Here is a 25,968-nt window from a genome sequence, read left to right as displayed (position 1 = left end):
CCGCGCAGCCGATGCCGCCGCGGATCGGGTGACGTCGCAGAAAGGCTTCCGATCGTGTCCCACAGCTCGTCGAGCCGCCTCCCGCTGACCGCGGCGCAGGCCGGAATCTGGCTTGCGCAGCGCATCGACCCGGACAGCGCGGTGTACAACATCGCCCTCAGGGTCGAGCTGCGCGGCGCGGTGGACCTCGGCCGGTTCGCCGCGGCCGTGCGGACCGCGGTCACCGAGGCGGAATGCCTGCATGTGCGGATCGAGGCCGAGGGTGCGACGCCGTGGCAGCGACCCGTGCCGCCGCGGTGCACGGTACCGGTGCTGGACCTGCGGGCGGAGCCGGATCCGGCGGCCGCGGCCGAGGAGTGGATGCGCCGGGAGAGGTCGGCCCCGGTCGACCTCTCCCGCCCGCCACTGTTCGCGCAGGCCCTGCTGCGCGTGGGCGAGGAGCGGGTGTGGTGGTACCAGCGCTACCACCACACCCTGCTCGACGGCTACGGCGCCGTGCTGATCGCGCGGCGCGTGGGCGAGTTGTACGGCGGCGGCTCCGCCCGGCCCGGTGACTGGGCGCTGACCCGGCTGACCGAAGCGGACGCGGCCTACCGGTCCTCCGCGCGGTTCACCGCCGACCGGGAACACTGGGCCGCCCGGCTCGCCGGATTGCCGCGGCCCGCGGCGCTGGTGCGGCAGGCGCAGGCGCCCGCGGCCGAACTGCGGCGGGAGACCGTCGTCCTGGGGCCGGAACACACCGGGGCACTGCGTGCCGTCGCGGCGAGGGCGGGGCTGCGGATGTCCCGGCTGCTGGTGGCGGCCGTCGCGGGCTACCTGCACCGGTTCACCGGAAGCCAGGACGTCCTGCTGGCGCTCCCGGTGCCCGCGCGCACCGATGCCGCGTCGCTGACCGTCCCCGGCATGGTGTCCAACGTTCTGCCACTGCGCCTTCGGGCGCGGCCGGAGAACACCATCACCGAGCTGATGGCCGCCGCCGACCAGGAGATCCGCGCGACCAGGGAGCACTCCCGGTACCGGGGCGACGACCTCGCCCGCGACCTCGGCCTCGATGGCGGGATACGGGAGCTGGCCGGGCCGACGGTCAACGTGCTGCCGCCGCACGGGGACGTCAGTTTCGGGGCGCACGAGTTCTCCATCGAGTACCTGTGGACCGGTCCGCTGAACGATCTCTCGGTCGTGGTGGACCAGGCGCAGGACGGCGACCGGATCATCTTTCACCTTGACGCGGATGCCGGGGTCTGCGACCAGGCCGAGCTCGCGGGCCACCGGGACCGGTTGCTGCGGGTGCTGGAGCTGCTGGCGCGCGACCCGGATCGTCCACTGTGCTCGATCGAGCTGCTGGCGCCTGCGGAGCGCGCGCGGCTGCTCACCGAGTTCGCGGCCGACCCGCGGGAGGCACCCGAGCTGACCTGGCCCGCCGCGTTCGAGCGGCAGGCGGCGCGCCGCCCGGACGCGGTGGCGGTGGTCTGCGAGCGGCAGCGGATCGGGTACGCCGAGCTGGACGCCGCCGCCAACCGGTTGGCCAGGGTGTTGCTCGCCCGCGGCGTCCGCGCCGAGGACGTGGTGGCGGTGTGCCTGCCCCGCACCCCGGACCTGGTGGTGACCCTGCTGGCCGTGCTGAAGACCGGTGCGGCCTACCTGCCGCTGGATCCGGACCTTCCCGCCGAGCGGGTCCGGTACCTGCTGTCCGACTCCGCCGCCCGTGTGCTGGTCACCACCAGGGAGCTCGGCGCGGGGTCCGGCGAGTGGGACGGCGGCGGTGGTGCATACCTCGCGCTGGACGATCCGCGGGTGGCGGCGGAGCTGGCCGCCGCAGCGGACACCTCCCCCGGGGTGCCGATCGCGCTGGAGCAGGCCGCGTACCTCATCTACACCTCGGGCTCGACCGGTGCGCCGAAGGGCGTGCTGGTGACCCACGACGGGATCGGCAGCCTGATCACCACCGCTCGCGCGCGCCTCGGCGTCGACGGCGGCAGCCGGGTCGCCCAGTTCGCCTCGGTCGGTTTCGACGTGGCGGTGTGGGACATGGTGATGTCCCTGTGCGTGGGCGGCACCCTGGTCCTGGTGCCAGCCGAGCGCAGGGTCGCGGGTGCGGAGCTCACCGGCTACCTCGCCGAGCACGGGGTCACGCACATGATCCTGCCGCCCTCGCTGGTCGCCGCACTGCCGCCGGACTGCGACCTGCCTGCCGGAGCGGTACTGGTGGTGGGAACCGAGGCCGTGCCGGCCGAGCTGGTCGCACGCTGGTCCCGCCGGTTGCGGGTGGTGGCCGCCTACGGGCTCACCGAGGCCACGGTCAACTCCACCCTGTGGCTCGCCGAGCCGGACCGGGACGGGCCAGTGCCGATCGGGCGACCGGACCCGAACACCCGTTGCTACGTGCTGGATTCCGCCCTGCACCCGGTCCCGGCCGGGGTGGAGGGGGAGCTGTACGTGGCGGGTCGTGGCCTCGCCCGCGGCTACCTCGGCCGGCCGGGCCTGACCGCGGCGCGGTTCGTGGCCGACCCGTTCGGCCCGCAGGGGGCCACCATGTACCGCACCGGCGACCGGGTGCGCTGGTGCCGGGACGGGAACCTGGAGTTCCTCGGCCGCGCCGACAACCAGCTGAAGATCCGCGGCCACCGGATCGAGCCGGGTGAGGTGGAAAGCGCCCTGATGGCGCTGCCCGGGGTGGCGCAGGCCGCCGTGCTGCCCCGCACCGACCAACGCGGCCACACCCGGCTGGTCGCCTACCTGGTCGGCACGGCCGATCCGGTGCGGGCGCGGGCCGAGCTCGCGGTGCGCCTGCCCGAACACCTGGTCCCGGCCCTGATCCTGGACCATCCGGGGCCGTTGCCGCTCACCCCGAACGGCAAGCTGGACACCGCGGCCCTGCCGGCCCCTGACTGGACGGCGCTTGCCGGTGACACCCCGCCTGCCACCCCGGCCGAACACGCGCTCACCACCGCCTTCGCCGAGGTACTCGGCCTGCCCTCGGTCGGCGCCGAAGACGACTTCTTCGCCCTCGGCGGAGACAGCATCGTGGCCATCCGGCTGGTGAGCGCGGCCCGCGCCGCCGGGCTGGCGGTCACTCCGAGGGAGGTGTTCCGGCACCGCACCCCGGCCGCCCTCGCCGCGCGGGCCGAGGCCACCGGCCGCACCGCGACAGCACCGGAGGACCAGGAACCCGCGCCACTGGTGCCGCTTGCCGAGGAGGAACGCGCGGAACTCGGCGCCCACGGGCACGAGGTGCTCCCGGTGACGCCGTTGCAGGCCGGGTTCTTCTTCCACGCCGGCCTGGCCACGCACGCCGCGGGCGCGGGGGACGCCGAGGATGTCTACGCGGTACAGCAGGAACTCGAGCTCACCGGCGAGGTGGACGGACCGCGACTGCGGGCGAGGGCGCAGGGGTTGCTGGACCGGCATCCCTTGCTGCGCGCCGGTTTCCGGCAACGCACCGGGGGAGAGGTCGTGCAGCTCGTCCCGAGCGCCGCGCGGCTGCCGTGGCAGGAGGCCGACCTCTCCGGAACGGGCGGGTCGCGACAGCGGGCGCGCGCGGCGGAGATCGCCGCGGCCGACCGCGCCCGCGGGTTCGATCTCGCCGAGCCCCCGCTGCTGCGGGCCACCCTGATCCACTTCGGACCCCGGCAGGCCAGGCTGGTGCTCACCCTGCACCACATCATCGCCGACGGCTGGTCGGTGTCGATCATGCTGCGGGAACTGCTGGACGGCCCGCGCGGTGAACCCGCCGTCCCGCACCGTTACCTCTCCTGGCTGGCGGGCAGGGACACCGAGGCCGCGCGCCGGGCCTGGCGGGCTGCACTGTCCGGAGTGGACGAACCGCGCAGGCTACCGGTGCCCGCACGGCAGGGGGAACCGGAACGGGTCGGGATCACTCTCCCCGCCGAGGACACCGCGCGGCTCACCGAGGCCGCCCGCGCCAACGGGCTCACCCTGAGCACGGTGGTGCAGGGCGCGTTCGGGCTCCTGCTCGGCGAGCTGACCGGCGCCGAGGACGTGCTGTTCGGTAGCACCGTGTCCGGGCGGCAGGCCGAGGTCGACGGGATCGAGTCGATGGTGGGCCTGTTCATCAACACGGTGCCGGCCCGGCTGCGCTGGCGGCCGGAGCAGCCGGCCGCCGAGGTACTCGCCGACTTCCAGGACGAGCAGGCCCGGCTGCTGGCCCACCAGCATCTCGGCCTTGCCGAGATCCAGCGGCTCGCCGGCCTCGGCGAGCTGTTCGAGGCGCTGGTGGTGGTGGAGAACCAGCCGAACGCCGGGGCACTGCGCAGCGCGGACGGTGCGCTGGAGATCACCGGCACGCGGACCAGGGATGCCGTGCACTACCCGCTGGCGCTGACCGTGTTCCCCGGTGCCTGCCTGGAACTGCGGCTGGAGCAGGACGGAACCCGGCTGCCCGGCCGGGCCGGGCAACTGGCCGAGCGGCTGCGCGGGCTGCTGACGACCATCCTGGAGCAGCCCCGGCGGCCGGTGGCGCGGCTGGACCCGCTCCCCCCTGAGCAGCGACGGAAGGCACGGGAACTCCTGGCAGGGGCCACCCGGCCGGTGCCGGCCACCACCCTGGCCGCCGCCTTCGCCGAGCGGGCGGCGCATACCCCGCAGGCCGCCGCCGTGGTCTTCGCGGGCCAGGAGCTGTGCTATGCCGAGCTGGACCGGCGGGCGGAGGCGCTCGCCCTGCGGCTGCGGGCCGCGGGCGCCGCACCGGAGCGGGTGGTCGCGGTCGCGGTGTCCCGCTCGCCCGAGCTGCTGGTGTCCCTGCTCGGGGTGCTCAAGGCGGGCGCGGCGTACCTGCCGGTGGACCTGGAGTACCCGTCCGAACGGGTGAGTTTCCTGCTCGCCGATTCGGGTGCCCTGCTGACCGTCACCACCTCGGCCGATGCCCCGCGGCTCCCGGCGGGGGAGCAACCACCGCGGCTTGTGCTCGACGCGGAATCCACCGATCCTGTGCCCGCGTCCGGACCCGCCGACGGGGAGCCCGCGGGTCCGGATCATCCGGCCTACCTGCTGTACACCTCCGGATCGACCGGGCGGCCGAAGGGGGTGCTGGTCACGCACCGCGCGGTGCTCGGCCAGCTCGCCTGGTTGCGCGACACCGTGGGCCTCGGGCCGCGGGATCGGGTGCTGCACCAGTACTCCGCCGGGTTCGACCCCTCGGTGCAGGAGATCTTCGGCGCGTTGCTGGCCGGCGCCGCGGTGGTGGTGGCAAGGCCCGGTGGGCAGCGGGACCCCGGTTACCTCGCCGAGCTGGTCCGCCGCGAGCGGGTCACCACCGTGGACCTGGTGCCCGCGATGTACGCGGCGCTGCTGCGGGAAAGCACCGACGGCCCCGATGCCGGCTGGTGGCGCGGACTGCGCAGGGCGTTCAGCGGCGGTGAAGCCCTGCCCGGTGCGGTGGCCTCCCGGTGGGCGGAGCTGACCGGGGTGCCGCTGCACAACCTCTACGGCCCCACCGAGGCCGTGGTGCAGGTGAGCCACTGGCCGGTGGGCGAGGCCGCCCCCGATGGCAGCGTGCCGATCGGGCGAGCAGTGTGGAACACCCGGCTGTACGTGCTGGACGGCTACCTGCGCCCGGTCGGCCCTGGTACGCCGGGTGAGCTGTACATCGCGGGGGAGCAGCTCGCCCGCGGTTACCACCGGCGGCCTGGACTGACCGCGCAGCGGTTCGTGGCCGATCCGTTCGGTCCGCCGGGGGCTCGTGCCTACCGCACCGGGGACCTGGTGTGCTGGGACGCCGACGGGGTGCTCAGCTACCTCGGCCGTACCGACCACCAGGTGAAGATCCGCGGTACCCGGGTGGAGCCGGGCGAGGTGGAGTCCCGGCTGGCCGCGCTGCCCGCGGTCGCCGAGGCCGCGGTCCTGGCCCGCGCGGACGAGCGGGGCGCCACCCGGCTGGTCGGCTACGCCGTTCCCGCGCCGGGACACCACCCCACGACCGCCGGGCTACGCGCGGCGCTGGCGGCCGACCTGCCCGAGGTCATGCTGCCCGCCGCCGTGGTGCTGCTGGACGCCCTGCCGCGTACCCCTGGCGGGAAGGTGGATCCGCACGCGCTCCCGGAACCGGCGGCCGAGCGGGCGGCGGGCCGCGCCGGGGAAAGCGAGGCCGAACGGCGGCTCTGCGCGATCTTCGCGACCGTGCTCGGCGTGGAGAGGGTCGGCCCGGAGGAAGACTTCTTCGCCCTCGGCGGGGACAGCATCCTGTCCATTTCGGTGGCCAGCCAGGCCCGCGCCGCCGGGTTGAACCTGGGGCCGCGCGAGGTGTTCGAGCATCGCACCCCGGCCGCGCTCGCCGCGCTGGCCGGGGCCACGGCGGATCCGCCCTCCCCCGTGGCCGAGCCGGACGACGGCGTCGGGGAGGTGCCGCTGCTGCCGATCGTGCACCAGCTGCGCACCGACGGGGGCACGATCCGCCGGTTCACCCTGCCCCTGCTGGTCGGCACACCCGCCGCGGCCGACGCGGAGTCGCTGACCGCGGTCCTGCAGGCCGTGCTGGACCGGCACGACGGGCTGCGCTGCGTGCTCACCCGGTTCGGCGCGGGCGTCTGGTCGCTGGCCACCCGCCCGGTAGGCAGCGTCGGCGCGGGGACCTGCTGCGCAGGGTGGACGCCGGTGGCCTCGATGACGCGGCCCTGCGTGCGTTGATCGCCACCGAGTCGGACGCCGCGGCCGGCCGGCTGGACCCGGACGCCGGAATCATGCTGCAGGCGGTGTGGTTCGACCGCGGCCCGCGACAGGGTCGCCTGCTGCTCGCCGTGCACCACCTGGTGGTCGACGGGGTGTCCCTGCGGGTGCTGCTTGCCGACCTTGCCGCGGCCTGGCAGGCGGTGCACGCGGGCGACACGCCCGCACTGGAACCGGTCCCGGTGTCCCTGCGGCGGTTCGCGCGCCTGGTCGCCGAGCAGGCGGGCTCGGTGACCCGCCTGGCCGAGCTGCCCTACTGGACCGGGGTTCTCGCGCCCGGTGCCGACCTACGGCCCGGTCTGGACCGCGGCGGCACGGCAGGCGCGGCGCGCGAGCACACCGTCACCCTGCCGGTGGCCGACACGCTCCCGCTGCTCACCACCGTTCCGTCGGCGGTCGGTGCGGACGTCACCGAGGTACTGCTGGCCGCGTTGCGCCGTGCCGTGAACCGGCTGCGCGATCCCGGCACCGACCTGCTGGTCGACCTGGAACGGCACGGAAGGGAGGAACTGGAACCGGGGCTGGACCTTGCCCGCACCGTGGGCTGGTTCACCAGCCTCCAACCGGTGCGGCTGCCCGGCGGCGCGGACGCCATCGAGGTACTCAAGGCGGTGAAGGAGTCGGTGCGTTCCGCACCGGAGCGCGGCATCGGCTACGGCATGCTGCGTTACCTGAACCCGCAGACCGCCCCGCTGCTCGCCGGTGCGGCCACCGCGCAGGTCCTGGTCAACTACTTCGGACGGCTCCCGGCGAACTCGGCGGTGGACTGGGAACCGGCCGCGGAATCGGACGCGCTGGCCATGGCGCCCGACGTGGATCTGGCCATGCCGTACCCGGTGCAGGTGAACGCGGTCTGCGCGGACACCCCGGAGGGCCCGCGGCTGACCGCGACCTGGACCTGGCCGGAAGGGACGCTGACCGAGGACGAGGTCGGCGAGCTGGCCGCCGGCTGGGTGGACGCCCTGCGCGAGCTGGCCGCCGAGGCACCGGGCACCCGCGCGCTGACGCCGTCCGACCTTCCGCTGGTCCGGCTCGACCAGGGTGAGATCGAGCGGGTGGAGCGGGTCGCGCCAGGACCGATGGCCGATATCTGGCCGCTGTCCCCGCTGCAGGAGGGCCTGTACTTCCACGCCAGCTACGACCGGGGCGGGCTGGATGTCTACACCGCGCAGGACACCTTCGACTTCGACCACCGGCTGGACGCCGAGCGGCTGCGCGCGGCCTGCGCCCGGCTGCTGGCACGGCACCCGAGCCTGCGTGCCGGGTTCACCAGCGAGGGCCTGCCCGGCCCGGTGCAGTTCATCGCCGCGGATCCCCCGGTCCCACTGGCCGAGGTGGACCTGTCCGACCTGCCCGAGGCCCAGCGGCGGGAACGGATGGCCGCCGTGCTCGCGGCCGACCGGGAACGCCGGTTCGATCTGGCCGACCCGCCGCTGCTGCGGTTGCTGCTGGTGCGGATGGGTGAGCGCAGCGACCGGCTGGTGCTCAGCCACCATCTGGTGCTCTGGGACGGCTGGTCGCAGGGCCTGCTGCTGGCCGAGTTGCTCGCGCTGTACGACACCGCGGGCGCGGACGGCGAGCTGGACCGGCCCGGCAGCTACCGCGACTACCTCGCCTGGCTGGCCAGGCAGGACACCGACGCGGCGCGGGCGGCCTGGCGCCGGGCGCTGTCCGGGCTGGCCGAACCGACCCTGGTCGCCGAGCAGGGCACCGAACCGGCGATTCCGCTGCGGCACCGCCACGACCTGCCCGACCGGCTGGGGCAACGGCTGCGGGAGGTCGCGCGCGGCCACGGGCTGACCGTGAACACCGTGCTGAACGCGGCATGGGGGCTGGTGCTCGCGGCCACGGTGGGCCGGGCGGACGTGGTGTTCGGCGCCACCGTGGCCGGCAGGCCCGCCGAGGTGGACGGCATCTCCAGCGCGATCGGCATGTTCCTGAACACCGTGCCGGTGCGGGTCACCCTCGATCCCTACGAGTCCGTTGTGGACTTCCTGGGGCGGCTACAGGCCGAGCGGGCCGAGCTGATGAACCACGAGTACCTCGGCCTCGGCGAGTTGCAGCGGGAAACCCGGCACGCCCGCCTGTTCGACACCCTGTACGTGCTGCAGAACTTCGCCGACGAGGGCGCGTTCACCGCGCTGACGCGGCGGCACGGCATCACCGGCGTCGGCAGCGTGGACGCGACCCACTACCCGCTCACCCTGGTGGTCACCCCTGGCGAGGTGGTGCGGGTGGCCCTGGACTACCGGCCCGACCTGATCGAAACGGCCACGGCCGAGCGCCTGCTGGAGCGGTTCCACCTGCTGGTGGACCGGCTGACCGCCGACCCGCAGGCGCCGCTCGGTTCGCTGGAGGTGCTGCTGCCGGCCGAGGCGGAGGCGTTGCGCCGGGAGTGGGACACCGGCGCCCGGCCGGTTCCGGACGAGACCGTGGCCGACCTGCTGGCCGCGCAGGTGGCCCGCACCCCGGAGGAGACCGCGCTGGTCTTCGGTGAGCAGCGGCTCAGCTACGCCGAGCTGGACGCCCGGATCAACCGGATGGCCCGGCTGCTGCTGCGCCGGGGTGCCGCGCCCGAGCGGGTGGTGGCGCTGGCGCTGCCGCGGTCGATCGACATGGTGGTGGCGCTGTTCGCGGTCCTGCGCACCGGCGCCGCCTACCTGCCGCTGGACCTGGATCACCCGGTGGAGCGGCTGCGGCTGATGGTGGCCGACACCGGTCCGCTGTGCCTGCTGTCCACCGCCGCGGTGGGTCTTTCGGCGGACGCGATCTGCCTGGACGACCCCGCGGTGCGGGCGGAACTGGCCGCGCTCTCTCCGGACCCGCTCACCGATGCCGAGCGGCCCGCGTTCGCCCACGGGGTGCCGGGCAGGCTGGAGCATCCCGCCTACGTCATCTACACCTCCGGTTCCACCGGGCGGCCGAAGGGCGTGGTCACCCCCTACCGCGGGCTGACCAACATGCAGCTCAACCACCAGGAGGCGATCTTCGGCCCCACCGTCGCGGCGGCCGGCGGGCGCAGGCTGCGGATCGCGCACACCGTGTCCTTCGCCTTCGACATGTCCTGGGAGGAGTTGCTCTGGCTGGTGGAGGGGCACGAGGTGCATGTCTGCGACGAGCAGCTGCGCCGGGACGCCGAGGCGCTGGTTGCCTACTGCGAGGCCCACCGGGTGGACGTGGTCAACGTGACCCCGACCTACGCCCAGCTGCTGCTCGAGCAGGGGCTGCTGGAGGGGCACGTGCCACCGCTGGTGCTGCTCGGCGGCGAGGCCGTACCCGAGGCGGTGTGGACCCGGCTGGCCGAGACCGAGGGGACCTACGGCTACAACCTGTACGGGCCGACCGAGTACACCATCAACACCCTCGGAGCGTCCACAACAGACAGTGATACTCCTGCGGTGGGGCGGCCGATCTGGAACACCAGGGCGTACGTGCTGGACTCCCGGCTGCGCCCGGTCCCACCCGGTTATCCCGGCGAGCTCTACATCGCCGGGATCGGCCTCGCCCGCGGCTACCACGACCGGCCGGGGCTGACCGCGGCCAGGTTCGTCGCCGACCCGTTCGGCCCGCCCGGCTCCCGGGCCTACCGCACCGGGGACCTGGTGCGGCAGCGGCCGGACGGGATCCTGGACTTCCTCGGCCGCACCGACGACCAGGTGAAGATCCGCGGATACCGGGTCGAGCTGGGTGAGGTGTCCTCCGCCATGTCCGGGCATCCCGGGGTGGGGCAGGCCGCGGTCGTTGCCGACACCCGCGGGCCGGTGCGCCGGCTGGTCGGCTACGCCGTCTGCGCCGAGGACCTGCTGCCGGGGCTGCGTGGCTACCTGAAGGACCGGCTGCCGGGCTACATGGTGCCCGCCGCGCTGGTGGCCGTGGACGAGCTCCCGCTGACGGTCAACGGCAAGCTGGACACCGCCGCGCTGCCCGCACCCACCCTGGACACGACGGCAGGGCGGGAACCCCGCACCCGCACCGAACGGGTGCTGTGCGAGCTGTTCGCCGAGCTGCTCGGCGCGCAGCGGGTGAGCGTCGAGGACAACTTCTTCGACCTCGGTGGGCACTCGCTGCTGGCAACCCGGTTGATCAGCAGGGCACGCACCGCGCTGCCCGCCGAACTGTCCATCCGGGACCTGTTCGAGGCGCCCACCGTGGCGGAGCTGGCCCCCCGAGCCGGGCAGGGGGAGCAGGCAAGGCCGCCGCTCGTCGCCGCGGAACGGCCTGCCGAGCTTCCGCTGTCGTACGCGCAGCAACGGTTGTGGGTCATCCACGAGATGGAGGAGACCTCGGCGGCCTACAACTTCCCGCTGGTGTTCCGGCTGCGTGGCCGGCTGGACCGGGACGCGCTGCGGGCCGCGCTGGACGATGTGGCGGCCCGGCACGAGGCCCTGCGCACGGTGTTCGCCACCCGGGACGGGGTGCCGGCCCAGTGGGTGGTTCCCGCCGCGCGGGCGCGGGTGCCCTTCGTGGTGGATGCCGTCGGCGCGGACCAGCTCGCCGAGCAGGTACGGCAGACCGTGGCCAGGCCGTTCGAGCTGGGCACCGAGCTCCCGGTGCGGGCGCGGGTGCTGGAACTCGCGCCGGAGGACCATGTCGTGGTGGTCCTGCTGCACCACATCACCACCGACGAGTGGTCCGATCGGCCGTTCCTGCGGGACCTGACCACCGCCTACACCGCGCGGATCGCGGGGCACGCGCCGGACTGGGATCCGCTGCCGGTGCAGTACGCCGACTACGCGCTCTGGCAGCAGCGGCTGCTCGGCGATCCCGCCGAGCCCGGCAGCACGGCCGCGCGCCAGCTCGAGTACTGGCGGCACACCCTGGCCTCGGCCCCGGAAGAGCTCGACCTTCCCACCGACCGGCCACGCCCGGCCCGCCCCGGGTTCACCGGCGCGGAGCTGGAGTTCGAGCTCCCGCCCCCGGTATGCGCCGCGCTGCGGGAACTGGCGCGAGGCACCGGGGCCAGCATGTTCATGCTGCTGCACGCCGCCGTGGCCGCGCTGCTGCACCGGCTGGGCGCGGGCGAGGACATCCCGCTCGGCGCACCGATCGCCGGTCGCACCGACGAGGCGCTGGACGATCTGGTCGGGTTCTTCGTCAACACCCTGGTGCTGCGCACGGACCTGACCGGGGACCCGGGCTTCGCCGAGCTGGTGCGCCGGGTGAAGGACACCGACCTCGCCGCGTTCTCGCACGCGGACGTGCCGTTCGAGGCCGTGGTCGAGGCGCTCAACCCGGCCCGCTCGCTGGCGCGCAACCCACTGTTCCAGGTGATGGTGGGCTACCACGCGCGCACCGGTGAGGTGCTGGAGCTGCCCGGCCTGCGAGCCGAGGAGGTGCCGTTCGAGGCGCGCGCGGCCAAGTTCGACCTGGTGTTCAGCTTCACCGAGCGGCTGGACAGCGGGCAGCTCACCGGGCGGCTGGAGTACGCGACCGAGCTGTTCGACGCCGAAACCATCGCGAGCCTCGCCGACCGGCTCGGCCTGCTGCTCGCCGCGGTGACCGCCGACCCGGACCGGCCGCTGCGCGAGGTCGAGGTGCTGACCGCCGGTGAGCGGCGGCTGGTGCTGACCGGGTTCAACGACACCAGGGAACCGGTCCAGGAGGCTTCGCTCCCCGCGCTGTTCCGGCGCATGGTGGCAGGCCAACCGGCCGCGGTGGCGGTCGTGGACGGCGCGGACACGGTGTCCTACCGGGAGCTGAACGCGCGGGCCAACCGGATCGCGCGGCTGCTGCGGGCGCGCGGCATCGGGCCCGGCGACGTGGTCGGGGTGGCGATGGACCGCGGACCTGACCTGATTGCCACCGTGCTCGGCGTGCTCGACCTCGGCGCCGCCTTCCTCCCGCTGGACCTGGCGCATCCCGCCGACCGGTTGCGTTACCTGATCGAGGACTCCGGTGCCCGGCTGGTGGTGGGCACCGAGCAGGTGGCGGGCAAGATCCCGGAGGTGCCAGGAACCACCACGGTGCTGCTGGACTCACCACCGGTCGCCGCCGAGCTCTCGGCCACCTCGGAGTCCGATGTGGACATCCAGGTGTACTCGCTGGACCAGTCCGCGTACGTCATCTACACCTCCGGTTCCACCGGGCGGCCCAAGGGCGTGCTGGTGCCACACGAGGGCATCGGCAGCCTGGTGGCCACCGCGGTGCGGCGGATGGGTCTGCGGCGTGACTCCCGGGTGTTGCAGTTCGCCTCGATCGGGTTCGACGTGTTCGTGTTCGAGCTGGCCATGGCGCTGTGCCACGGCGGCCGGCTGGTGCTGATCCCGGAGCAGGCGCGCCTTGCCGGCCCCGCGCTGACCGACTTCCTGCACGAGCGTGGGGTGACGCACATGATTCTGCCGCCCGCGCTGGTGTCCGCGCTGCCTGCCGAGTGCACGTTGCCCGCGGATTCCACCATCCTGGTCGGCACCGAGACCGTGCCGCCGGAGCTGATCGATCGGTGGGCGGCGACGGTGAACCTGATCGCGGCATACGGGGTGACCGAGGCCACGGTGAACTCCACGCTGTGGCCTGCCGAGCCGGGGTGGCGCGGGCCGGTGCCGATCGGGCGGCCGGACCCGAACACGCAGTGCTACGTGCTGGACGCCGGGTTGCGCCCGGTGCCACCAGGGGTGGTCGGCGAGCTGTACGTCGGCGGCCGCGGGCTGGCACTGGGGTACCGCGGCAAACCGGGCCTGACCGCGGAGCGGTTCCTCGCCGACCCGTTCGGGGCGCGGGGTGCCCGCATGTACCGGACGGGGGACCGGGCCCGCTGGCGCCGGGACGGCACGCTGGACTTCCTCGGCAGGGTGGACAACCAGGTCAAGATCCGGGGTTTCCGGATCGAGCTCGGCGAGGTCGAGGCCGCGCTGTCCGGGCATCCGGCGGTGGCACGGGCCGCGGTGGTCGCCGACCGCGCGGGGGACGTGGTGCGCCTTGTCGGCTACGCCGTGCCGGCCGCGGGCGAGCTCGATCCGGCGGGGCTGCGCGCGTACCTGGCGGCGCTGCTGCCGGACTACATGGTGCCCGCGCTGGTCGTCCCGCTGGACGGGCCGCTGCCGCTCACCCCGAACGGCAAACTGGACCGCGCCGCGCTGCCCGCACCGGACTTCGCCGAACTGACCGGTTCGGCCCGGCCGGTCACCTCCCAGCAGCGGGCACTCGCCGAGCTGTTCGGCGAGATCCTCCAGCTGGAGGGCGTGGGCGTCCACGACAACTTCTTCGACCTCGGCGGGCACTCGATGGCCTCGATGCGGTTGCTCGGCCGGATCCGCGCGGTGCTCGGCGCGGAGCTGACCGTGCGGGACATCTTCGACCACCCCACGGTGGCCGGGATCGCCGCGAAACTGGGGGAGGCAAGGCCGACCCGCCCGCAGCTCGCGCCGCGAGAGCGGGGCACCCCGTTGCCCGCGGCGCCGGTGCAACGCTGGCAGTGGTCCCGCCGCGCCCGGCACGACCACGCCCTGGTGCTACGCGCCCCGCACGGGTTCGACCCGGCCGCCATGGCCGCGGCGGTGCGCGATGTCGCGGGCAGGCACGAACCCCTGCGCACCCGGCTGGTCGAGCGGGAGGGCGTGCTGTACCAGGAGCCGGCCGAGCCGCCGTCCCTTGCGGTGGAGACCTGTTCCGAGCTGGAGCCCCGGCTGGCCGAGCTCGCCGCCCGGCCGCTGGACCTCGAGGCCGGGCCGCCCTGGCGTCCGCGGCTGCTGATCGGGGAGCGGGGTGACCACGCGCTGCTGCTGACCATGCATTACCTCGGCGTGGACGAATGGTCGGTCGTGCCGTTGTTCCGCGACCTGACCACGGCGTACACGGCCCGGCTCGGCGGGACGGCGCCGGACTGGCCCGCGTTGCCGGTGGGGTATCCGGACTACGCGCTGTGGGCAAGGGACGTACTCGGCGACCCCGGCGATCCGGACAGCGTGGCCGGCACACAGCTGGCGTACTGGCGGCAGGCCCTGGACGGCCTTGCCGAGCCCACCTTGCCTGCCGACCGCCCCCGGCCTTCCGAGCCCTGCGGTGCGGCCGACCTGGTCGGCTTCGCCGTGGACGCGGACCTGCGCGCGCGGGTCGACGGGCTGGCGCGCCGGACCGGCACCAGCCTGTTCATGGTGCTGCAGGCGGCGCTGGCCACCGTGCTGGCCGCGCGCGGAGCCGGAACCGACCTGCCGATCGGCACCATGGTGGCCGGACGGCAGGACGACCGGCTGGCCGATCTGGTCGGGTGCTTCCTGAACATCGTGGTGCTGCGTACCGACACCGGCGGGGACCCGGCCTTCGCGGATCTGCTCGCCAGGGTGCGCGCGGTGGACCTGGCCGCCCTCGACCGGCAGGACCTGCCGTTCGCGGAACTGGACCGCCCGGTGCCCCGGGTGATGATGGTGCACCACGAGCAGGCCGACATGGCGGAGTTGACCGGTGGCCACGGCAGCTTCGGCGCCCTGCCCACCGGCCGGACGGACGCGGAACTCACGCTGAGCAGCTACGAGCCCCGCGCCGGCGGCCCGGCGCACTGCGAGCTGATCTACACCACCGACCGCTTCGACCGCGCCACCGTGCAGGGCTTGGTCGAGCACCTGCTCGCCGTCCTGCGCGCCGCCACCGCCGACCCCACCCGCCCGCTGTCGACCCTCCTCCCGTAACCGCAGCTTCCCCGGCGTGTTTGCCGCCTGCGCGCGCGTGTTTGCCGCCTGCGCGCATGCGTTGGCCCTCCACGCGCAGGCTTTGGCCGTTCGCGTCCCCGGTTTCCGTCGGTGGGCTCTGGCAGGCTCGGGCCATGACCGAGATCCCGCCGCAGAACTACTCGCAGCAGTGGACCGCGGGTACCCGCGCCGACGTGCCGCGCACCGGGGACGAGCGCGAGATCCTGACCACCTTCCTGGACTGGCACCGGGAGACCTTCGCGCTCAAGTGCGCGGACGTGGATCCGGAACGGCTTTCCGAGCAGGGCGTGCCACCGTCCGGGCTCAGCCTGCACGGCCTGGTGCGGCACCTGGCCGGGGTGGAGCGGTGGTGGTTCCGCATCCAGTTCGCGGGGGAGAGCGTGCCGATGCTGTACTACTCCGACGACGACCCCGAGCAGGACTTCGATCGGCTCGACGGGGATGTCGGCGAGGCGTTCACGGTGTGGCGTGCGGAGTGCGGCCGCTCCCGGGAGATCGTGGCCGGTGCGTCCCTGGACCGGATGGGCGTCACCCGGCGCGCCGGGGAGCCGTTTTCCCTGCGGTGGCTACTGGTGCATATGACCACCGAGTACGCCCGGCACAACGGTCACGCCGACCTGCTGCGCGAGCGGATCGACGGCGCGACCGGGGCGTAGCGCGCAGCGACCGAACGTGGCAGACACAGGTTGGTGAACCATGCAAACGTGCCACCCGGCTCGCCGAAGCACCGACAGAGCATCATGGCTGGCATGACCGGCGTCGCACGTCTCACCGCAACCGCGGACCTGGAGCACGGGACGGTCGAGTACCGGTTTGACCAACGTGGCGGTTCCACGGTCGTGATGCTCCACGGCGGGCACATGCACGCCGGACTCGCGCTCGGTGAGCAGACCTTCGCCGATGCCGGCTACTCGGTACTCGTGCCCTCCCGCCCGGGCTACGGCCGCACCCCCCTGGCCACCGGCACAACGACCAGCGGATTCGCAGACGTCACCCGCGCGCTGTGTGACCACCTCGGCATCACCCGGGTCGCGGCCGCCGTCGGCGTCTCGGCCGGCGGCCCCACCGCGATGGCGACGGCTGTCCGCCACCCGGACCTCGTCGAGCGAGTCATCCTGCAAAGCGCGGTCGGCCCTCTTCCCTGGCCGGACACGCCAACCCGCCTGGCCGCCCGGCTCGCATTCGCCCCCGCCACCGAACACCTCACCTGGTCGGCGGTACGCGCGATCATCCGCACCACGCCAGGCCTTGGCCTGCGCATGCTGCTGGGCGACCTCACCACTCTTCCCGCCCGGCGGGTCCTGACGGCGCTGACCGCCGAAGACCGCCAGACGCTGCTCGAGCTGTTCTCCCGGATGCGGTCCGGCCAGGGTTTCCGCAACGATCTCGCCGCCATTCGCGACCGGGTCGGCCGGGTCACCCAGCCCACCCTCATCATCGCCAGCCGCAACGACGGCTCCGTACCGTTCACCCACGCCGAAGCACTCGCCTCGACGGTCCAGCACAGTAACCTGGTCGAAAGCGCCGCCGACAGCCACTTCATCTGGCTCAGCCGCGACTGGCCAGCGATCAGCAACAAGATCCGCGACTTCCTCGCCGGCTGAAACCCAGGCTCCGCCAGTCAGGGAAGCTGGCGAGAATCCGGAACTCGGGTGCCTGGGCGGCCACCCGGTTACCGGAGCGGCCAACGGCGGGGCGTGGGCAGCCAACACCCGCGCGGGAACGGCCAACGCGCGGATGTGAGCGGCCAACGCGCGGATGTGAGCGGCCAACGCGCGGATGTGAGCGGCCAACGCGTGCGCGGGAACGGCAAACACGATGGGTGGGTCAGGTGCGGGTGTCCGACCAGGCCCGCCAGAGGGTGGCGTACCGGCCACCGGCGGCCAGCAACTGCTCGTGGGTGCCGGTTTCCACCACGCGGCCCGCGTCCAGCACCACGATCCGGCCGGCCGCGGCGGCCTGGGTGAGCCGGTGCGCCACCACCAGGCCGGTACGCCCGGCAAGGGCCTGGTCCGCTGCGCGTTCCAGCGCCCGCGCGCCCGCGCTGCCCGCCTCCGCCGTGGCCTCGTCCAGGATCGCGATCGGCGGGTCTGCCAGTACCAGCCTGGTCAGCGCGAGTTGCTGGGCCTGGGTGACGGTGAGCCGGTGCCCTCCGTCCCCGACCACGGTGTCCAGCCCCTCCGGCAGCGCATCGACCCAGGCGAGCGCGCCGGTACGGGCCAGCGCGGCGCGCAGTTCCCGCTCGTCCGCCCCCGGCGCGACCAACCGCAGATCCTCCGCGAGCGGACCGGCGAACACGTGCACCTCCTGGCTGATCAGCGCCACGCTGCGGCGCACGCCCGCGGGGCCGAGCTCGGCCAGCCCGACCCCGCCGAGCCGGATCGACCCGCCGGTGGGCCGGTGCACGCCGGCGATCAGTTTGGCCAGCGTGGTCTTGCCCGCACCGCTGGCGCCAACCAGCGCGATCCGTTCCCCCGTGCCGATGTCCAGGTCGACCTGCCGTAGCACCTCGTGCCCCTGCTGGTACTCGTGCCGCACCGCGGCGGCCTTCACCGACGCGTCCACCGGGCTCACCGCCCCCGGGGTCTCCCGCTCCGGCGGCAGGTCCGCGACACCGACCAGCCGGGCCAAACTGGCCCCTGCGGCCTGCGCGTCATCCACCAGCGCCAGCGCCGCGTTGATCGGGTTGAACAGGCTGTGGAAGTACAGCGCCGCCGCGGTCGCCGTGCCCACACTGACCGCACCCGCGTCCACCAGCAGGAACCCGGTCGCCAGCACCGCGGCCAGCCCGACGAACTCGGCAAGGTTCAGCCGGGCGAAGAACCGGGTCACCAGCCGGATCCCGCGCAGCGCCAGGTCCACCGCGCTCCGCGAGCGTTCGGTCACCCGCTCCACCTGGTGCTCGGCCAGCCGGAACGCGCGCACGGTCCGTGCTCCACCCACCGTGTCCAGCAACTGCTGTTGCTGCGCACCGACGGCGACCCGCTGCGCCGCGTACAGCGGCACCGCCCTGCGCATGTACCAGCGCACCGTATGCCACTGGATCGGCGCGGCCAGCAACGCGGCGAGCAGGAAACGCCAGTCCAGCACGGTCAACCCGACCAGGGTCAGCCCGATGGTCAGCGCGGAACGCCCCAGCTCGGGCAGCGCGTCCCGGACCGACTTGGCGATCACCGTGACATCGTTGGTGACCCGAGCGGTGAGGTCACCGGAACCGGCCCGCTCCACCTGCTCCAGGGGGAGCGACAGCGCCCGCGCCACGAACCGCTCGCGCAGTGTGGCCAGCATCCCCTCACCGAGCCGGGCAACGAGGCCGAGCCCGAACGCGTTGGTCACCCCACGCGCCAGGGCCACCAGCACCAGCAGCAGCACTGGCACGGTGAGCGCCCCCGGCCCACGCTGCCCCACCACCAGGTCCACGATGTGCCCGAGCAACGGCGCGGTGAGCAGGCCGATTCCGGTGGCCACCAGCAGCGCCAGGAACGACCCCGCGGCCAGACCCCGGCGGGGCCGCAGCAGCTCACCGAGCACCGCCCTGGTCCGTGCCCCGGTTGCCGTGGGCAGCAGCTCCCGTGGTGGGGGGTTCATGCCAACACCGCCGCTCGGTAGTCCGCGCTCTCCCGCACCAGGTCGGTGTGCCGGCCGTCGGCGGCCACCATGCCCTCGGCCAGCAGCACCACCCGGTCGGCCACCGCGAGCAACGCCGGGCTGGTGGTCACCAGGATCGTCGTGCGCCCGGCCCGCATGCGGACCAGCTCCGCGGCGATCCTGGACTCGGTCACCGCGTCCACGGCCGTGGTCGGGTCGTGCAACACCAGCACCGGGGCCTGCGCCGCCAGCGCGCGAGCCAGGGCGACCCGTTGACGCTGGCCGCCGGACAGCGACTGGCCCCGCTCGGCCAGCAGGGTCGCCGACCCGTGCGGAAGGCTCGCGGCCACCTCGTCCGCCGCCGCGGCGGCCAGCGCGCGCTCCACCTCCGCGGCTTCCGTCCCCGCGGCCACGTTGTCCAGCAGGCTGCCCTCGAACAGATCCGCGTCATGCGCGGCCACCAGCACCGCGCCGCGCAGCTCCTGCGGTGGTAGCTCGGCCAGCGACACCCCGTCCACCTCGATCGTGCCCTGCGCCGGGTCGGCCTCTCTGCCGAGGCAGGCCAACAGATCGGTGGCGCAGGCTGGGTCGGTGGTCACCACCCCGGTCAGCGCGCCCGGCGCGAGGTCGAGATCGATCCCGCGTAGCGCGCCGTGCCGAACCCCACACAGCCGCACGGCCCCGGTCACCGGGGCCGGCAGCCGTGCCCGCCCCGGTCCCACCGCGGGCGGCGCGGCCAGCACCGAGGCCACCCGTTCCGCCGAAGCCCGGCCCTGCGCCAGCTCCGCGTTGACGAAGGAGAAGATCTGAAACGGGGTGAGCAGGAACTGGGCCAGCCCGACCGCCGCGACCAGCCCGCCGATGCTGATCGCGCCCTCGATGGCAAGGTGCCCGCCGACCAGCGCGACCAGCGCGATGAACACCCCGGTCAGCGCGAGAATCGCCCCGTCGTGCCAGGCCTGTGCCCGCGCCGCGCGCAGGGTCGCGGCGAGTGAGGTGCGGCTGGTGCGCCGGTACCGGTCCACCGCGGCGGCCTCGGCGCCGATGCCCTTGAGCACTCGCAGCCCGCGCACCAGGTCGGCGGCCACGCCGGAGGCGTGCGCGGCACGTTCCTGCTCCACCCCGCTGCGCCGCTCCAGCGGTCGCCCGATCAGGTGGGCCAGCCACAGCAGGGGCGGGGTGCCGAGCAGTACCAGCAACCCCAGCGGCACCGAGATACGGAGCAAGGCGACCGTACTGACCAGCAAGCCGACCAACCCGGCCAAGCCGAACGGGAGCACCCCGCACACCGCGCCGACCCGCTTGGCGTCCCCGGTGGCGATGTTCACCAGCGCACCCGGCAACCGGCCGGCTTCGGCGCCGCCGTGCGGGTCGAGCACCCGACGGCTCAGCTGGATCCGCAACCCGTGCGCCGCCTGCTCGGCGGCCCGCTCGGCGGCACGGGCGCCGAACCGATAGCAGAACGACAACGTGACGAACAACCCCGCCAGGCCGGCCAACCACCACAGCAACGCACCGGCATCCCCGGTGGCCACCGCCTGGTCGATCACCACGCCGATCACCACCGGCACCAGTGCCTCCCCGCCCTGGTGCCCGGCGGCCAGCACGCAGGCCACCGCGATCCGGCCCCGCTGGCCGGCGACGGCGCCGCGGAGCACCCGGGGACCGGTCGGTTCGGCGGGTTGCGCGCGCACGGTGACCACCTCCACCCAGCTTCGCCGATTAGTAGGTAAGGCTACTCTAAGTCGGAACACCGGAAGCCGGACCCGCAGCGGGAGGACGGATGCTCGACGTACGGCTGGTCAACGCCACCGTGCACACCATGGACACCGGCCGGAGCGTGGCCCGCGAGATCGGGCTGTGGCGGGGCCGGATCGTCGGCGTGGACGAGGCGGTCTCGGCCCTGCCCGCCCGGCGCGAGGTGGACCTGCAGGGCGCCACCGTGCTGCCCGGCTTCCTCGACGCGCACGTGCACCTGGCCTGGACCGGGCTCGCGGCCGGCCGGACCATGGTGAACCCGCACGAGGGTGTGCCGAGGATGCTGGCCGTGATCCGCGAGGCGGCGCAGCGCAGGCAGCCGGGGGAGTGGGTGGACATCGGCGGCTACGACCAGCGGCCCCTCGGCCGCCACCTGACCGCCGCCGAGCTGGACACCGTGGCCGCCGGTCGGAAGATCCTGCTGGTACACGACTCGGGCCACGCCTGCGTGGTGAACAGCGCCGTGCTGGACCAACTGCCTGCCGACCTGCCGCACGAGGACGGGGTGTTCGCCGAGGCCGGAATGGCCGCCGTGCGCGCGGTGCGCCAGCCCTACTCGACCGCGGAACTGGTGGCGGCCATCGAGCTCGCGGGCAGGGCCTGCCGCGCCGAGGGCATCACCGCGGTGGCCGAGGCCGGGATCGGCGGCGGGCTGATCGGGCACAGCCCGGTCGAGCTCGTCGCGTACCAGGACGCGCTGGCCGCCGGCAGGCTGCCGGTGCGGGTGCAGGCGATGATCGCCGCGGACGTGCTGCGGCCGGCCGGAGCCCACCCTGCCGACGACATCGCCCGCGCGGTCGGGGTGGGGATGCGTACCGGTTTCGGCGGGGACCGGCTGTCTATCGGCGCGCTCAAGGTGTTCACCGACGGCGGCATGATGCCCCGCACGGCGGCGCTCACCGAGCCCTACGTGGGGCTGGAGCACTCGGGGCAGCTGTTCGCCGACCCCGCGGAGCTGACCACCACCATCGTGCAGGGGCACCGGGCAGGGTGGCAGCTGGCCGTGCACGCGATCGGGGACAGGGCGGTGGACCTGGCGCTGGACGCGCTGGAGCAGGCGCAGCGGGAACGGCCGCGGCCGGATGCCCGGCACCGCGTCGAGCACGCCGGGCTGGTGCGGCCGGACCAACTCCCGCGGTTCGCCCGCGTCGGGGCGAGCGCCGTGGTGCAGCCGAACTTCCTCACCTACCTCGGGGACGACTACGCGGCGATCATGGGTCCGAAGCGGGCGCCGTGGCTGTACCGGGGACGCGGGTTCCTCGACCACGGTGTGCCGCTTGTCGGCAGCTCGGACCGGCCGGTGACCAGCGGCGCGCCGCTGCGGGCGATCCAGTTCCTGGTACAACGCACCACCGAGGCAGGCCTGCCGGTCGGTCCGGGTGAGGCCGTCGGCGTGTCCGATGCCGTGTACGCCTACACCGCTGGCGCGGCCCACGCCTGCCACCGGGAGCGCGAGCTCGGCACGATCGAGCCGGGGAAGCTGGCCGACCTGGTGGTGCTCGGGGACGACCCGCACCGGGTGCCACCGGAGGAGATCGGGGCGATCGAGGTCGTTGCCACGGTGAGCGCCGAGGACGGTGCGTTGGTCACTCACGGCACCGACCTCGGCCTCGGTGAATCGGGCACGCATGTTCCTTGAGCCGACGGCCTTCAGTTAGCCTAACCTTAAGTAAGGTCGCGGGCCGGGCGGCCGGGCAGGAGGTCTTCGTGTCGGTGGCGCAGCGCGCCGCCCCCGCGGGCGGGGCGGTTGACGGCGGCACCGCGTCGCTCCAGCCGCCGGCTTCCCGCGGCCTGCGCGCCCTGCGGGGGATCGGCCTGCTGGCGGCCTTCGGGGCGCTGGCACTGGTGCTCCTGCTCAGCGTCTGGCTGGGTACCAGGGGTATCCCGTTCGGTGCCACCTGGGACCTGCTGTGGCACCCCGACGGGTCGGAGAACGCCGTCATCATCCATGCCTACCGGATCCCGCGCACCGTGGTGGGCGTGCTGGTGGGGGTCGCGCTCGGGCTGTCCGGCGCGTTGATGCAGGCGATCACCCGCAACCCGCTTGCCGAACCCGGGGTGCTCGGGGTGAGCCTCGGCGCCGCCACCGGGGTGGTGGTCGGGATCGCCTTCCTCGGGGTGTCCACGGTGCCGGGTTACCTGTGGTTCGCGGTCGCCGGTGCCGCGGTGGCCACCGTGGTGGTCTACACGATCGGCTCGGCGGGCAGGGCGGTGGCCACCCCGGAACGGCTGGTGCTGGCCGGTGCCGCGGTGACCGCCGTGCTGTACGCCTTCAACACCGCCGTGTTGCTGCTCCATCCGCGGGCATTCGACGAGTTCCGGTTCTGGAACGTGGGCTCGCTCGCCGGGCGGGACCTGGACGTGGTGTGGCCGGTGCTGCCGCTGGTGGTGGCGGGGGTGCTACTCGCGCTGCTGCTGACGCGACCGCTGAACGCGCTGGCCATGGGCGACCAGTTGGGCCGCGCGCTGGGCGCGCACATCGGCCGGACCAGGGCGCTCGGCGCGCTGGCCGCCACCCTGCTGTGCGGCGCCGCCACGGCCGCGGCGGGGCCGATCGCGTTCGTGGGGCTCGCCGTACCGCATATCGCCAGGATGATCGTCGGACCGGACCAGCGTTGGGTGCTGCCTTACTCGCTGGTGCTCGCGCCGACCCTGCTGGTCGGCTCGGACGTGCTGGGCAGGGTCATCGCCGGTCCCGGCGAGGTGCAGGTGGGCATCGTGACCGCGTTCCTCGGCGCGCCGCTGTTCATTGCGCTGTGCCGCAAGCGGAAGTTGGGTTCGCTGTGAGGGCAGGCACCGCGGTGGCCGGGCGGGTGCTGCGCAGCCGGGGCGGCGCGGTCTCGCTGCGGTTCGACGGCCGCAGCGCCGCGGTATGCGTGGCGCTGGCCGTGGGCGTGTTCGGTATCGGCCTGCTCTCCCTGACCACCGGCGAATACGAACTCTCCTTCGGGGAAGTGCTGTCCACGCTGCTCGGGCAGGGCGCGTCAGGCGCCGAGTTCATCGTGCACACGCTCCGGTTGCCCCGCCTGCTGACCGCGCTGCTCGTCGGCGCGGCCCTCGGCGCGAGCGGTGCCGTGTTGCAGCGGCTGTCCGGAAACCCGCTCGGCAGTCCGGATGTCATCGGGTTCACCTACGGCTCGGCCACCGGAGCGCTGGTGGTCATCGTGCTGCTGGACGGCAGCATGCTGCAGATCTCCGGTGGGGCGCTGGTCGGTGGGGCGTGCTGCGCCGTGCTGATCTACCTGCTCGCCTACAGCGGCGGGGTGCAGGGATACCGCTTCATCCTCGTCGGCATCGGGATCAGCGCGATGGCGCTGGCCGCGAACTCCTACCTGATCACCAAGGCGAGCCTGACCGACGCGCTGGCGGCGCAGGCCTGGCTGGTCGGCAGTGTGAACGGGCGGGGATGGGACCAGGTGCTGGCCGTCGGCCTCGCGGTGGCGGTGCTGTTGCCGCTCGGCATGTACTACAGCCGCAGGCTGGCCCTGCTGGAACTCGGGGACGAGGCCGCGACCGGCCTTGGCGTGGGCGTCGAGCGCGCCAGGCTGGTGCTGCTGGGGGTGAGCGTCGGCCTCGCGGCCGTGGCGACGGCGGCCACCGGGCCGATCTGGTTCCTGGCGCTGGCCGCCCCGCAACTGGCCCGCAGGCTGACCCGCGCGGCCGGTGCCGGCCTGCTGCCAGCGGCTCTGCTCGGGGCGCTGCTGCTGGCCTGCGGGGACTTCGCGGTGCAACGGCTGTTCGACGATACCCAGCTGCCGGTCGGTACCGCCACCGGCACGCTCGGCGGGCTCTACCTGATCTGGCTGCTCACCTCGGAATGGCGCAGGGGCCGGGCGTGACCACGCCCGGCGGCTTCGGCAAGGAAGGACACCATCGATGACCCGGCTGTACGCGGACAACCTGACGCTGGCCTACGACCAGCGGACCGTGGCCACCGACCTCGGAGTGGCGGTCCCGGACGGCTCGTTCACCGTGATCGTCGGGCCGAACGCCTGCGGAAAGTCGACCTTGCTCAAGGCGCTGGCCCGGATGCTCAAACCGCGTACCGGAGCGGTGTACCTGGACGGCTCGGTGATCTCCACGTACCGCTCCCGGGAGGTGGCCCGCAGGCTGGGGCTGCTGCCGCAGACCTCGATCGCGCCGGGCGGGATCACCGTCGGGGACCTGGTCGCGCGCGGCCGCTACCCGCACCAGCGGCTGCTGCGGCAGTGGTCGGAGCAGGACGAGGCGGTGGTCACCGAGTCGATGCGGCTGACCGGCGTGCTGGAGCTGTCCGGCAGGCTGGTGGACGAGCTGTCCGGCGGGCAGCGGCAGCGGGTCTGGCTGGCCATGGTGCTGGCCCAGCAGACCGCCATCCTGCTGCTGGACGAACCCACCACGTTCCTGGACATCGCGCATCAGGTCGAGGTGCTGGACCTGTGCGCGGACCTGCACGAGGAGAAGGGGCACACGCTGGTCGCGGTGCTGCACGACCTGAACCAGGCCTGCCGGTATGCCACCCACCTGATCGTGATGCGGCCGGGTGGCGAGATCGCCGCCGAGGGAGAGCCGACCGAGATCGTCACGGCGGAGCTGGTCGAGGAGGTCTTCGGCCTGCCCTGCCGGGTCATCGAGGACCCGGAGACCGGCACACCGCTGGTAGTGCCGCTGCGGCGCGGGCGGGCCGCAGCGGCGGACACCTCGGCGGCCGCCCGGGCCGCGTCGTAGCGGGTCGGCTCAGACGTTGGTGATCTCGTCGATCAGCGACTCGACGTCGAAGTGGTCCTCCTCGGCGCCGAGCGGGACCAGCGCGATGGTGGCGTCCAGGAACCGTTCCACATCCTCGCGCAGCATCTCCACCACGGCGTAGCCGTCCGGGGACTCCAGCTCGAGGATGAGGTAGTCCTCGTCGACCGAGAGATCCGGGCGCACCCGGACGTCGCCGATCCCGGCCGGCTCGCTGAGCCCGGCCACCAGGAGGTCCCGTGCGAAGGACCACTCCACCCACTGGCCGCGTTCCACCTGGAAGGCGATGCCGACCGCGAACGGCTCTCTCCTCAGGTACGAACAACGCGAACGAACGGGCAGGGCGCAGCCGTTCAGCGACACGAACTGATGCTGGTGTACGGCGTCGGTGCTCACGTGTCACCCCTCCGGTCTGGTTCGCGCGAAGGCGAACGGGCTCGATGCTGGAGTGATGGCCCCCGGAACGGTTCGTGACGCGCCGGCCCGGATCTTTCACGTGATCGGGTGTACGGGCGGTGATCAGCGTGGTGTGGGTCACACTGGGTTGCCACCTCGCGTGGGCCTCATGACCAGT

Annotated in this window: 11 protein-coding genes; 8 read left to right on the top strand and 3 right to left on the bottom strand. The window is 73.7% G+C overall.

The annotated features are described in order from the left end of the window. The first annotated feature begins 54 nt into the window (after positions 1-54). The 4 genes from KOI47_RS18895 (at position 55) to KOI47_RS18880 (ending at position 16,927) form a co-directional block, all read left to right on the top strand. Positions 55-6,642 (top strand): non-ribosomal peptide synthetase, encoded by a 6,588-nt coding sequence (locus KOI47_RS18895; protein WP_216205116.1) that lies wholly within the window; start codon positions 55-57, stop codon positions 6,640-6,642. Continuing rightward, positions 6,600-15,302, top strand: coding sequence for a non-ribosomal peptide synthetase (locus KOI47_RS18890; protein ID WP_232376105.1), 8,703 nt, complete (start codon positions 6,600-6,602; stop codon positions 15,300-15,302). The genes KOI47_RS18895 and KOI47_RS18890 overlap by 43 nt, the downstream gene beginning before the upstream one ends. A 134-nt stretch (positions 15,303-15,436) precedes the next feature. Next, positions 15,437-15,979: a DinB family protein gene (locus tag KOI47_RS18885; RefSeq protein ID WP_216205115.1), complete on the top strand. Its 543-nt coding sequence runs from the start codon at positions 15,437-15,439 to the stop codon at positions 15,977-15,979. A gap of 93 nt (positions 15,980-16,072) precedes the next feature. Next, a complete protein-coding gene (locus KOI47_RS18880; RefSeq protein ID WP_232376104.1) occupies positions 16,073-16,927 on the top strand; it encodes an alpha/beta fold hydrolase in 855 nt (284 codons plus the stop codon). Between the two features lie 223 nt (positions 16,928-17,150). Here KOI47_RS18880 and KOI47_RS18875 read toward each other — a convergent pair whose 3' ends face one another. Together KOI47_RS18875 and KOI47_RS18870 are read right to left on the bottom strand one after the other, a co-directional pair. After that, entirely contained in the window at positions 17,151-18,911 is a 1,761-nt protein-coding gene (locus KOI47_RS18875; RefSeq protein ID WP_216205110.1) for an ABC transporter ATP-binding protein, read from the bottom strand. Next, a complete protein-coding gene (locus KOI47_RS18870) occupies positions 18,908-20,605 on the bottom strand; it encodes an ABC transporter ATP-binding protein (protein WP_216205107.1) in 1,698 nt (565 codons plus the stop codon). The genes KOI47_RS18875 and KOI47_RS18870 overlap by 4 nt, the downstream gene beginning before the upstream one ends. Positions 20,606-20,694: 89 nt before the next feature. On the opposite strand from KOI47_RS18870, the gene KOI47_RS18865 reads away from it, so the two are divergent. The 4 genes from KOI47_RS18865 (at position 20,695) to KOI47_RS18850 (ending at position 25,376) form a co-directional block, all read left to right on the top strand. Next, positions 20,695-22,308, top strand: coding sequence for an amidohydrolase (locus KOI47_RS18865; RefSeq protein WP_216205104.1), 1,614 nt, complete (start codon positions 20,695-20,697; stop codon positions 22,306-22,308). Between the two features lie 68 nt (positions 22,309-22,376). Beyond that, positions 22,377-23,456, top strand: a complete 1,080-nt coding sequence (locus KOI47_RS18860; RefSeq protein WP_408629835.1) for a FecCD family ABC transporter permease — start codon at positions 22,377-22,379, stop codon at positions 23,454-23,456. Continuing rightward, positions 23,453-24,508 carry a FecCD family ABC transporter permease gene (locus tag KOI47_RS18855; protein WP_232376103.1) on the top strand — a complete coding sequence of 352 codons (1,056 nt, stop codon included), beginning with the start codon at positions 23,453-23,455 and terminating at the stop codon, positions 24,506-24,508. The genes KOI47_RS18860 and KOI47_RS18855 overlap by 4 nt, the downstream gene beginning before the upstream one ends. Positions 24,509-24,545: 37 nt before the next feature. Beyond that, positions 24,546-25,376, top strand: coding sequence for an ABC transporter ATP-binding protein (locus tag KOI47_RS18850; protein WP_216205102.1), 831 nt, complete (start codon positions 24,546-24,548; stop codon positions 25,374-25,376). Positions 25,377-25,385: 9 nt separating this feature from the next. On the opposite strand, the gene KOI47_RS18845 is transcribed toward KOI47_RS18850, so the two are convergent. After that, positions 25,386-25,790 carry an SsgA family sporulation/cell division regulator gene (locus tag KOI47_RS18845; protein WP_216205100.1) on the bottom strand — a complete coding sequence of 135 codons (405 nt, stop codon included), beginning with the start codon at positions 25,788-25,790 and terminating at the stop codon, positions 25,386-25,388. Positions 25,791-25,968 lie beyond the last annotated feature (178 nt).

Source organism: Amycolatopsis aidingensis, from assembly GCF_018885265.1.
Classification (GTDB): Bacteria; Actinomycetota; Actinomycetes; order Mycobacteriales; family Pseudonocardiaceae; genus Amycolatopsis; species Amycolatopsis aidingensis.
The sequence above is the reverse complement of the archived record's forward strand: the minus strand, read 5'-3'. Positions and strand labels throughout refer to the sequence as shown.

Excerpts from the sequence above, each read along its gene's own strand:
- KOI47_RS18885 (WP_216205115.1), top strand. The coding sequence starts at position 15,437 with ATGACCGAGATCCCGCCGCAGAACTACTCGCAGCAGTGGACCGCGGGT.
- KOI47_RS18880 (WP_232376104.1), top strand. The coding sequence starts at position 16,073 with ATGACCGGCGTCGCACGTCTCACCGCAACCGCGGACCTGGAGCACGGG.
- KOI47_RS18875 (WP_216205110.1), bottom strand. The coding sequence starts at position 18,911 with ATGAACCCCCCACCACGGGAGCTGCTGCCCACGGCAACCGGGGCACGG.
- KOI47_RS18865 (WP_216205104.1), top strand. The coding sequence starts at position 20,695 with ATGCTCGACGTACGGCTGGTCAACGCCACCGTGCACACCATGGACACC.
- KOI47_RS18850 (WP_216205102.1), top strand. The coding sequence starts at position 24,546 with ATGACCCGGCTGTACGCGGACAACCTGACGCTGGCCTACGACCAGCGG.